Below are 10,253 nucleotides of genomic sequence, written 5' to 3'. Positions count from 1 at the left end.
GACGGCCCGGCGGCCCGACGACCCGCAGGCGGCGGCGCCCAGGGACGCGATCGGCCGTCCGTCGACCGGCGAGCCGGTCTGATCGACCAGTGCGGGTGGGGCGGGAACACTCCCGCCCCACCCGTCACTGTTCGCGCTCGGGCAGCCGCAGCAGCGGCGAGCGGCCCGGTGGCTGCTCGGGCGCGGGGCCGGACGGATCGGCCGGCGGCACCGGCACGGTCACCGGCTCGTCGCAGGTCACCCGCAGTAGCTGGTCGTGGTGGCGCAGCTCCACCACGTCGTCCGGGCCACCGTGGCGCAGCGAGTACGTCGTCTGGTGCGGTCGGACGTCCACCCGCAACGCCAGCCCGCGCCACTGCAGCGAGAACTCCAACCGGCTGAGCCGGCTGGAGAGCCGGGGGGCGAAGGACAGCCCGCCGTCGTGGTCCCGCAGACCACCGAACCCGCTGACCAGGGCGAGCCACGCACCGGCCAGCGACGCCATGTGTACGCCGTCGCGGGTGTTCTCGTTGAGGTCGTGAAGGTCCATCAGCGCTGCCTCACGCAGGTAGGTGTGCGCGAGTTCGGGGTGGCCCACCTCGGCGGCGAGCACCGACTGGGTGCAGGCCGACAACGACGAGTCGCGTACGGTGCGGCGCTCGTAGTAGAGGAAGTTGCGGACCTTCTCCTCGGGGGTGAAGGCGTCCCCCCGCCAGTGCATGGCGAGCACCAGGTCGGCCTGCTTGACCACCTGCTTGCGGTACAGCTCGAAGTACGGGTAGTGCAGCAGCAGCGGGTACTTCTCCGCCGGGGTGTGGGTGAAGTCCCACTCCTGGAGCCGGGTGAAGCCCTCGACCTGTTGGTGCACGTCGAGTTCGTCGTCGTACGGGACGTGCATGGAGGTGGCGGCGTCCCGCCAGCTCGCGGCCTCCTCGTCGGTGACCCCGAGGTGGAACGCCTCGTCCCGGTAGCGCATCACCACGTCGGCGGCGGCGAGCAGGTTCCGCTGCGCCATCAGGTTGGTGTAGACGTTGTCGTTCTTCACAGCGGTGTACTCGTCCGGGCCGGTGACACCGTCGATGTGGAACCGCCCGTGCCGGTCGTGGTGGCCGATCGAGCGCCACAGCCGGGCGGTCTCCACCAGCAGCTCCAGCCCGATCTCCCGTTCCATCTGGGTGTCCCCGGTGACCATCACGTAGCGGCGCACCGCGTCGGCGATGTCGGCGGCGATGTGGAAGGCGGCGGTGCCGGCCGGCCAGTAACCGGATGATTCCGGGCCCTCGATGGTCCGCCAGGGGAAGGCGGCGCCCCGCAGGTTGAGCGTCTCGGCCCGTTCCCGCGCCGAATCCAGCGTGCTGTGCCGCCACTGCAACGCGCTGCGTACCGCGCTCGGCTGGGTGTACGTGAGCACCGGCAGGACGAACATCTCGGTGTCCCAGAAGGCGTGGCCGTCGTAACCGGGGCCGGTCAGCCCTTTCGCCGAGATCGGCCGCTGCTCGGCGCGCGCGCCGGCCTGCAACACGTGGAAGAGACCGAACCGGACCGCCTGCTGCACCTCCGGGTCGCCCTCGACCAGCACGTCGGAGGCGTCCCAGAACGCGTCGAGATAGTTGCGCTGCTCCCGGTGGAGCCCGTCCCACCCGTCCAGCCGGGCGCCGGCCAGTGCCGCGCCGACCTGGTCGCGCAGCGCCGGCAGTGACCGGCGACTCGACCAGCTGTACGTCAGGTACTTGATCACCCGCAGCTTCTCGCCGGGCTTGAGCACGCAGGCGATCGTGGTGCGCACCCAGTCCTGGTAGCCCTCTGACTCGATGGTGGTGTGGTCCGGGCCGTGCACCTCGTGCTCCATGGCGGCGGCGACCCGGAGACCGGAGACCTTGGTGCGGTGGATCAGCTGCCCGCCGTCGGGGGTGGTCAACTCCTCCTCGGCCAGCAGCGGCGACTCCAGCACCGCCGCGACCCGGGGGTCCTTGCTCTGCGCGGGCAGCGACTCGTTTGCCACCAACTCGGATTGCACGATCAGCCGCAGCGGGCCGTCGACGGCCTCCACCTCGTAGCTGATGGCGGCCACGGACCGCTGGGTGAACGAGACGAGGCGGGTGCTGCGCACCTTGACCTCACGGCCGGCGGGCGAGCGCCAGTGCAGTTCCCGGTGCAGCGTCCCGGCTCGCATGTCGAGGATCCGCTCGTGGGCGAGCAGCTCGCCGTAGCGCACGTCGAGCGGTTCGTCGTCGACGAGCAGCCGGATCAGTTTGCCGTTGGTGACGTTGACGATGGTCTGCCCGGACTCGGGGAAGCCGTAGCCCGCCTCGGCGTACGGCAGCGGACGCAGCTCGTAGAACGAGTTGAGGTAGGTGCCGGGCAGGCCGTGCGGCTCGCCCTCGTCGAGGTTGCCCCGCAGGCCGACGTGCCCGTTGGAGAGCGCGAAGACCGACTCCGACTGGGCCAGCACGTCCATGTCCAGCCGGGTCTCCCGGACGTGCCACGGCTCGACCGGATAGGCGCGCTCACGAATCATGCGGAGCCCCGTTCGGTGGCGGTGGGGGTGGGCGTCGGTGGGTCGGTGACGTCGAGCAGGTCGGCGAGGTCCGTCACGACGATGTCGGCGCCGTGAGCGAGCAGCTCGTCAGCCTGCCCGACCCGGTCGACGCCGATCACATAACCGAAGCCGCCGGCGCGCCCGGCGGCCACCCCGGAGAGCGCGTCCTCGAAGACGGCGGCCTGTGTCGGGTCGACGCCGAGCAGCCTGGCCCCGGCGAGGAAGGTGTCGGGGTGTGGTTTGCCGCGCAGTCCCTGGGCGCGGGCGACCAGCCCGTCGACCCGGGCCTCCAGCAGTGACTCGAATCCGGCGGCGGCGACCACCTCGGCTCCGTTCGCGCTCGCGGTGACCACGGCGCGGTGCAGCCCGGCCGCGGTCGCCGCCTTCAGGTAGCGCACCGAGCCCGGGTAGACCTCGACACCGGCGCTGCGCAGACGGTGCAGCAGCAGGACGTTCTTGCGGTTGCCCAGGCCGTTGACGGTTTCCGCCTCAGGCGGGTCGTCCGGGTCGCCTTCGGGCAGCACGATCCCCCGGGAGGCGAGGAACGACCGGACGCCGTCGGCCCGGGGCCGGCCGTCGACGTAGCGGTTGTAGTCCGGGCCGGGATCGAATGGTTGGAACGGCGTGCCGGAGGCCGCGGCGCGCTGGCGGAGAAACTCGTCGAAGGTCTGCGTCCAGGCGGCGTTGTGTACGCGGGCGGTCTGCGTCAGCACACCGTCCAGATCGAAGAGACAGGCGGTCACGTGAGCAGGTAGGCCCAGCACGGTACGAATCTATCCACCCTGCTGGACCCGCAAACCCATTTCCGCCGCCCCGAGGCGGTTCAGTTCGGTCGCAGCGTCCAGATCACTGTCATCACCGCGGTTGGCTTTCCGCTCTCGGTGGCGATCTCCACGGCGACCGGGAATTCCGGACGCTGCCCGGCCTCCAGCTCCTCGATCACCTCGGCGGCCGGCCGGCCGAGTCGCGCGGTGGCCAGCACCGGCCCCATCGCGAGTTTCCGGTAGGCGATGTCGGCCCGGACGGCCAACGGCACGGCCCGGTCGAGCAGCTGCCCGAAGGCGGCCAGCACGACCGCGCCGGAGGCCGTCTCGCCGAGGGTGAACATGGCGCCGGCGTGTGGCCCGCCGATGTGGTTGTGGGTGGCCGGCGAGTCGGGCAGCCGGACGACCGCCCGGACGCCACCCTCCGCCTCGGGTGCCACCTCGACGAACTCAAGTCCGAGCGTACGAGCGAACGGCACCGCTTCCAGAATGCCGGCCGCCACCTGGCGGGAGTCGATAGTCATGACCCGACGTTACTCACCGGTAACCAGGCCGGCAACCAGCGGAGATCCGCCGACCGGGCACGCTCAGAGGTTGGCGATGGTGCGCAGGATCTCCGCGTAGAAGTTTCCGTCGATGCTGCGGAAGAAGGCGAAGTCCTGACCCGGGTCACCGAAGAACGGCCGCAGCGTCCAGGCCAGTTGGGTGCCGACGAAACCGAAGAGCAGGATCCAGATGTAGAGCAGGGTCATGCTCGCCGGCCGCTGCGTCGGCTCGCCGCGTCGGATCGGAGCGTTGTCCCACGGGCGCTGCGGCGGGTAGCCGGGCGGGAACGAGGCACCGGCCGGCTGCCCGGTCCACTGCGCCGGAACCTGAGCCGGAGCTGGCGCGGTGGTCACCGCGCCGTTCGACGTCGACTCGGCCACCGCCGCCCCGGCCGGCACGGCCACCGCAGCGGCGCTCTGACCGGCGGGCGGAGTGCCGACCGGCGTCGCCCCGGCGGGCACCGCGGCCGGCACGGCCTGGACCGGCGCCGGGGCGGTGACCTGCTCGGTGGCCTTGGCGGTAGGAGCCTCCGGCGCGAGCAGGCCGTGGTCGTTGAGCACCTGCATGCCGCTGGTCAGGAAGCGCAACCCGACCAGCGCCGACAGGGTCAGGATCGCCACGTTGAGCAGCTTGAAGAACCCGTAGTCGTTGGCGGTGATCAGGAAGAACAGACTGATCGGCGCGAACGCCACAGCGAGCATCGAGGTGACGGTGATCGCCACCATCACCAGTGCCAACGACTGCCGCACCGAGAGCCGGGCGCCGAAGACCAGGTTGAACAGGTAGAGCGTGGGCAGGCAGATGGCCAGCGTGACCAGGAACAGCAGTGGCAGCTTCAACGCCGAGGTCAGCGCCATCAGCGGGCTGTGGAAGAAGCCCAACACCGCCCCGTAACAGGCCAACGCGATGGCGGAGCTGGTCAGCATCCGCCCGGTCAGGCCGTTGAGGTCACGCTCGGCCACGATCTGCTGCCAGATGCCCTCGCGATCGCGCAGGATGCGCTCGATCACGAGCGGGCTGGGACGGTCACCCGACACGGGGACCCCTCTCGATGCTCTTGCACTGTGGACTGGGTGGGCAGACGGTAGGGCACCGGGTGGCCGGTCCGCCACCCCGCTCCGGCGCGTCGTCAGCGCCACCCCACGTCGATCCGGTCGCCACGCTCGTCGAAGAAGTGCAGCGCGTCCATCCGCACCGAGACGGCGAGCGGGTGACCGGCACTGACCGCCGGGTACGGCGCCAGCCGCACCGCCAGCTCCGCCGGCCGTCGGTGGTGCCGGCCCGGATCGGGGAGCACGCTGGTCTGGACGCCACTTGTCGCGGGCTCCTGCGCCTCCACCGGCTTGCCGGTGAGCCGCTGCATCACCGAGCCGAACCGGCGCAGGCCGCGCTGGCCGACCGGCGGCGGATCGAGCGGGGTGCCCATCTCGTCCACCATGATCGCGGTCGCGCCGATGTCGAGGAACGCCAACGACTCGTGCCCGTGGTGTTCCAGGTAGCGGATCCGCCCGCGCAGCACGTCACCGGGGCTGTCCGGGGCGACCGGGGTGAGCGCCTCGGCACGCATGCCGACCACGATCCGCTCACCGTGGTAGTGCGCCACCGCCCGACTGCGGATGTCGTTCCAGGGCAGGTAGAGCGACTGGTCGCCGAGGTTGAGCGTGACGTACCGGTCGAGGTGGACGTAGACCGACGCCTCCAGCAGGTTCATCCGTGGGCTGCCCAGGAACGCCGCCACGTACAGCGTCGCCGGCCGGCCGTACACCTGGGTCGGGGTGCCCACGTCCTGGAGCACGCCGCGGCGCATGATGGCCACCCGGTCGGCCATGGTGAGCGCCTCGGCCTGGTCGTGCGTGACGTAGACGGTGGTGACGCCCAGCTCACGGGTCAGGCCCGAGATCTCCGCGCGCAGCTCGGCACGAAGACCACTGTCCAGGTTCGACAGCGGCTCGTCCATCAGGAACAGGCCGGGCCGGCGGACGATCGCCCGACCCATCGCCACCCGCTGCCGTTGCCCGCCGGAGAGCTGACCCGGCTTGCGGGCCAGCACGTCACCGATGCCCAGCGCGCTCGCCACGTCGCTGACCCGCTCACCCCTCGGCTCGGGCTCGATCCCGGCCAGCCGCAGCGGGAACGCGATGTTGTCGCCAACTGTCATGTGGGGGTAGAGGGCGAAGTCCTGGAAGACCATGGCGATCTTGCGGTCCCGTGGGGGGAGGTCGTTGGCCAACTCGCCGTCGAGCATCACCGCACCGGTGGTGGGTTCCTCCAACCCGGCGATCATTCGCAGCACCGTCGACTTGCCGCACCCGGATGGCCCGAGCAGCACCATGAACTCACCGTCGTTGACATCGAGATTGATGCTGTCGACGGCAACAGTGCCATCCCGGAAAACCTTGGTCACATCCTTGAGCGTGACGGTGCTCACCGTCTTCCCCCCCAGCGCGTCGGCCGAACCCTCCAAGACTGTGACCAGGATCATGGCGTTAGCACATCGGGTAAACGTCTTATGTTCGATCGATGTCGCTGCTATTACACGACAGACGGCCGATCAGCAGTGCGTGGACCTCTCGCCGGGCTCTCCGAGGAACACCTGGCGCACCACCCGCTCCGCCGCCAGCCCGTCGTCCATTGTGCAGAACCGGGCCCGGAACTGTTCACGCGCCTTCGCTGCCGAGTCCGAGCGCACCGCATCGGTGCGGAACGCATCGAGAAGGTCGGCGAAAGTGGCGGCCACCGCGCCCGGCGGCTCGGCGGTGACGTCGAAGTAGACACCCCGGGCCAGCCGGTACGCCTCCCAGTCCGGGGTGTAGAGCACGATCGGCCGGTCCAGCACCGCGTAGTCGAACATGGCCGACGAGTAGTCGGTGACCAGCACGTCCGCCACCAGGTAGAGATCCTCCACCCGCTGGTGACCGCTGACGTCCCGCACCCGCTCCCAGTCCTTCGGCCGACCCGGACGTCGATCCCGGTCGTGGAAGTAGTGGCTGCGCATCAGCAGCCGGCCCGAGTCCCCCAACGCCTGCACGAAGCGGTCCGGGTCGAACGGTGGCCGGTAGCCGGGCAGGTGCTCGCGGTGCGTCGGGGCGTACAGGACGACCTGCTCGTCGGGGTCGAGACCGAACTCTTCGCGGAGCCGACGCACCTCGTCCGGACCGGCCGTGACCAGGCGGTCGTTGCGCGGGTACCCCACCTCCAGGGTCGTGTACGTGGCCGGATACGCCCGGTCCCACATCTGGGTGGAGAAGCTGTTGGCGCTGATGCTGTAGTCCCAGCGGTCCACCCGGCGCAGCAGCCCGGCGAAGTCCATCCGGCCCGCGCCGATCGGGTAGCGCTGCTGATCCAACCCCATCACCTTGACCGGCGTGCCGTGGTGGGTCTGCACGTGCACCTGTTCCGGTCGCTTGCGGACGAAGTCCGGGAAGTTGACGTTGTTGACCAGCCACCGGGCGCGGGCGAGCACCCGGTAGTACGCCGGCGTGCCGGCCACCACGTACTCCACCCCGGCCGGCACGGCGTCCACCCGGTCCCGGCGCACGATCCACACCCCGCGCACCCCCGGCGCCAACCGGCGGGCGACCTCGTAGATGGCCGCCGGGTTACAGGAGTAACCCCGGTACCAGTACGCGGCGTACACCGCGAGCGTCGGGTCGACGGGACGTCGCAACTCAGCCCGGTAGTACTCGCGCAGCAGCCCGTCGCGGGTCAGCCGGGCACCGCGCCGGGCAACCGGGCCGACAGTGCGCCGAGCGGTGCGGGCCCGCCGGCGGGCGGCGTCCCGGGCCCGGCTGGCCGCCCGCAACGCGCTGAAGGTACGCCACCGGCCGGTGGCGACGAGCTTGTGTTTGATCCCCTCGACCCCGTCGGGCACCGGATAGCCGCCGGGCGGCAGCCAACGCTCGTAGTCGGCGGTGATCTGCGCGAAGAAGGCCTCCCGCAGCTCCGGCGCGATCCGCTGACCGTTGCCGAGCACCGTCAGGTAGTGCCAGATCATCCGTTCGAAGACCGCCGGCCGCAGCGCCTCCGTCGCCGACCCCCACGAATCCATCAGATGGAAGACCCGGTGCCACTGCGGGAAGACCTCGAAGTGCCGGTCACCCCGGGTCCGGGTGATCGCGCCCGCGCGGCGTTGGCGGTAGTTGACACAGACCCGGTCCAGTACGCCGATCCGCCGCGCCGCCATCAGCACCGGGTAGCTGAACGAGACGTCCTCGTACCAGCCGGGCGCGAAGCGCAGCCCCAGGTCGACCAGGAACTCCCGACGGACCAGCCGGTTCCACGCGGTGTGCAGCAGGTGCATCGCCTGCGGCCGGTCCCGCAACCGGAAGGTGCCCGAGCCCGGTGACTCCGGAAACACCTCCGCCATCGCGCTGCGGGTGGCGGTGTTGTTCCAGTGGGTGCGGACGTGATCGACGAGCAGGACGTCCGGGCGGGTGACCCGCAACCGTTCGGCGACGTCGGTCAGACACTCCGGCGCCAGCCAGTCGTCGCCGTCGAGGAACCACACGTACTCGCCGACGGCCCGGTCCAGCCCGATGTTCCGGGCCGGACCGAGGCCGACGTTCTCCGGCAACCGGACCGAGCGGACCCGCTGGTCGCGGGCCGCGTACTCGTCGATGATGTCGCCGCTGGCGTCCGGCGAACAGTCGTCGACGGCGATCACCTCGATGTCGGTCTCCGGCTGACCGAGGATGGAGTCCAGGCATTCCCGCAGGTATCCCTGCACCCGGAAGGCCGGCACCACGAAGCTGATCAGGGTCATCCGGCCGTCCCTCCGTCAGCGCGGCGCGGCACCTCCAACGCCCGCCGGCGCGACCGACGCCCGCGCGCTACGGGCCGGTCGCACGAACCAGGCCAGGACGACGCTCACCACGAAAACCACGAGAAGGTACGCACCGAGTGTAGCCAGTCCGACACCCGCAATACCGACGATCGCCGCGAGCGCCACCAGCACCGAACGTCCCTCCCAACCCAGCGTCGCCGCGTGCAGCGGCGGTGCCGCCTGCCGCTTCTCCAGCCGGGCGGTCAGGTCATAGTGGTGCACGGTGAGCACGAAGACGTACCCGAAGATCAGCCAGCCGGGCACCCCGCCGACCACGCCGACGGCGATCGCGAACAGGTACTCGGCGGCCCGCAACGCCGCCGGGACCAGCCAGTCCAGCGGACCGTTGTGCGCCGCCCCGGCGCCCAGGCCGCCGACCAGCAGCACCAGCAGCGCCACCGGCACCGCCCACCGGAGCTGATCGGGCGCGTCGTTCAGCAGCGCCCCGACCAGCAGCACCGCCGGGCCGAGCGCGGCGATCACCGCCAGGGTCAGCGGCCCCATCGGGCGCAGCACCGGCAACCAGCGGGCCAACGGGCCGTCGTCGCGGTGCAGGGTGGCGTCGACAGTGTCCAGCACCGGCACCCACATCCAGCGGGCCCGCAGCGTCCGCAGCGCACCGGTGTACGCGAACGCCAGCACCCCCCAGACCAGCACGGCGATCAGGCTGACCAGCGGGTTGAACAGCGCCACGGTCAGCGCGATCAGCGCCCACCGCTCACCGATCGGGAAGACCACGGTCCGCTTCAGCCAGTACGACAGCGAACCGGTGTCCGCCTGCACCCGGGTCGACGCCGCGTTGAGCCGGTCACCGATCCCGCCGCTGGCGTTCGTCGCCGTACGCGGCCGACGGGCCGCCTCGTCGTGCAGCACCCCGTACCAGGTGTCGGTCATGTGCCGGACGGTCTGCAACGTCATCGCGGCGATCGCGAGCGCCCAGCCGTTACCCAGCCCGGCGTGGCTCACCCCGAAGCCCAGACCGGCGTAGACCACGTACTCCTTGGCCCGGTCCGCCATCGTGTCCAGCCAGCCGCCCCAGGCGCTGAAGTGCCGGGTGTAGCGGGCCAGTTGGCCGTCCACGCAGTCCAGTACGAAGCCGAGATAGAGCAGCACCGCGCCACCGACCAGCGCGGGTCGCCCACCGACCCCGAACAGTACCGCCGCCGCCAGCGCGAAGAGCACCGAGATCACCGTCACCCCGGTCGGGGTGAGCCGGAGCCGCGCCGACAGCCGGACCAGGTACGGCGACCAGGTGCTGACGAAGTAGGTGGAGAAGAAGTCGTCCTTCTCCTTCACCGACAACCGCAGCTCGGCCCGGTCCTCGTCGACAGCGGTCACCGCCGCCTCGGCAGCGGCCAGCCCGGCCGTGTCCTCGACCCGGTGCGCGACGAGCAGGCGTACCCGCTGGGCGAAGATCAGGGTGCCGAGCGCCGCGAGGCCCGCGAAGAGCCGGTCCACGGCGGGCCCGGGGGCACCGGCCGCGGCCGACCCGCCGACCCCGGCGGGCGTCGGCAGCGGCGCCACGGCGCCGACCGGACCGATCGGGGCGGCGACGGGGAGCATTCCGGACGCGGCGGCCCGGGCGGCGGCCGCGAGGGTCGGC

Annotated in this window: 7 protein-coding genes; all 7 read right to left on the bottom strand. The window is 71.1% G+C overall.

Features of this window, described 5'->3' with window-relative positions:
- Positions 1-124 precede the first annotated feature (124 nt).
- Positions 125-2,497, bottom strand: a complete 2,373-nt coding sequence (locus KBX53_RS11195; protein ID WP_030329587.1) for a glycoside hydrolase family 65 protein — start codon at positions 2,495-2,497, stop codon at positions 125-127.
- Positions 2,494-3,282, bottom strand: coding sequence for an HAD family phosphatase (locus KBX53_RS11190; protein WP_210859003.1), 789 nt, complete (start codon positions 3,280-3,282; stop codon positions 2,494-2,496). Before KBX53_RS11190 ends, KBX53_RS11195 begins: the two co-directional genes overlap by 4 nt.
- Before the next feature lie 59 nt (positions 3,283-3,341).
- Entirely contained in the window at positions 3,342-3,806 is a 465-nt protein-coding gene (locus KBX53_RS11185) for a DUF4442 domain-containing protein (protein WP_030329591.1), read from the bottom strand.
- A 63-nt stretch (positions 3,807-3,869) separates the two neighbouring features.
- Entirely contained in the window at positions 3,870-4,838 is a 969-nt protein-coding gene (locus KBX53_RS11180; RefSeq protein ID WP_309140752.1) for a hypothetical protein, read from the bottom strand.
- Between the two features lie 119 nt (positions 4,839-4,957).
- Positions 4,958-6,310 carry an ABC transporter ATP-binding protein gene (locus KBX53_RS11175; protein ID WP_247675448.1) on the bottom strand — a complete coding sequence of 451 codons (1,353 nt, stop codon included), beginning with the start codon at positions 6,308-6,310 and terminating at the stop codon, positions 4,958-4,960.
- A gap of 69 nt (positions 6,311-6,379) precedes the next feature.
- Complete coding sequence (locus tag KBX53_RS11170; protein WP_210858999.1) at positions 6,380-8,590, bottom strand: bifunctional glycosyltransferase family 2 protein/CDP-glycerol:glycerophosphate glycerophosphotransferase; 2,211 nt, start codon at positions 8,588-8,590, stop codon at positions 6,380-6,382.
- A gap of 15 nt (positions 8,591-8,605) precedes the next feature.
- Positions 8,606-10,253, bottom strand: a 1,648-nt coding sequence (locus KBX53_RS11165; protein WP_210858997.1) for a DUF5941 domain-containing protein, incomplete at its 5' end; no start/stop codon positions are given.

Origin of the sequence: Micromonospora sp. M51 (genome assembly GCF_018070305.1) — a bacterium.
GTDB classification, from domain to species: Bacteria; Actinomycetota; Actinomycetes; order Mycobacteriales; family Micromonosporaceae; genus Micromonospora; species Micromonospora parva.
Note: the sequence above shows the minus strand (reverse complement) of the source record. Positions and strands in the feature narration are given on the sequence as shown.

Excerpts from the sequence above, each read along its gene's own strand:
- KBX53_RS11195 (WP_030329587.1), bottom strand. The coding sequence starts at position 2,497 with ATGATTCGTGAGCGCGCCTATCCGGTCGAGCCGTGGCACGTCCGGGAG.
- KBX53_RS11185 (WP_030329591.1), bottom strand. The coding sequence starts at position 3,806 with ATGACTATCGACTCCCGCCAGGTGGCGGCCGGCATTCTGGAAGCGGTG.
- KBX53_RS11175 (WP_247675448.1), bottom strand. The coding sequence starts at position 6,310 with ATGATCCTGGTCACAGTCTTGGAGGGTTCGGCCGACGCGCTGGGGGGG.
- KBX53_RS11170 (WP_210858999.1), bottom strand. The coding sequence starts at position 8,590 with ATGACCCTGATCAGCTTCGTGGTGCCGGCCTTCCGGGTGCAGGGATAC.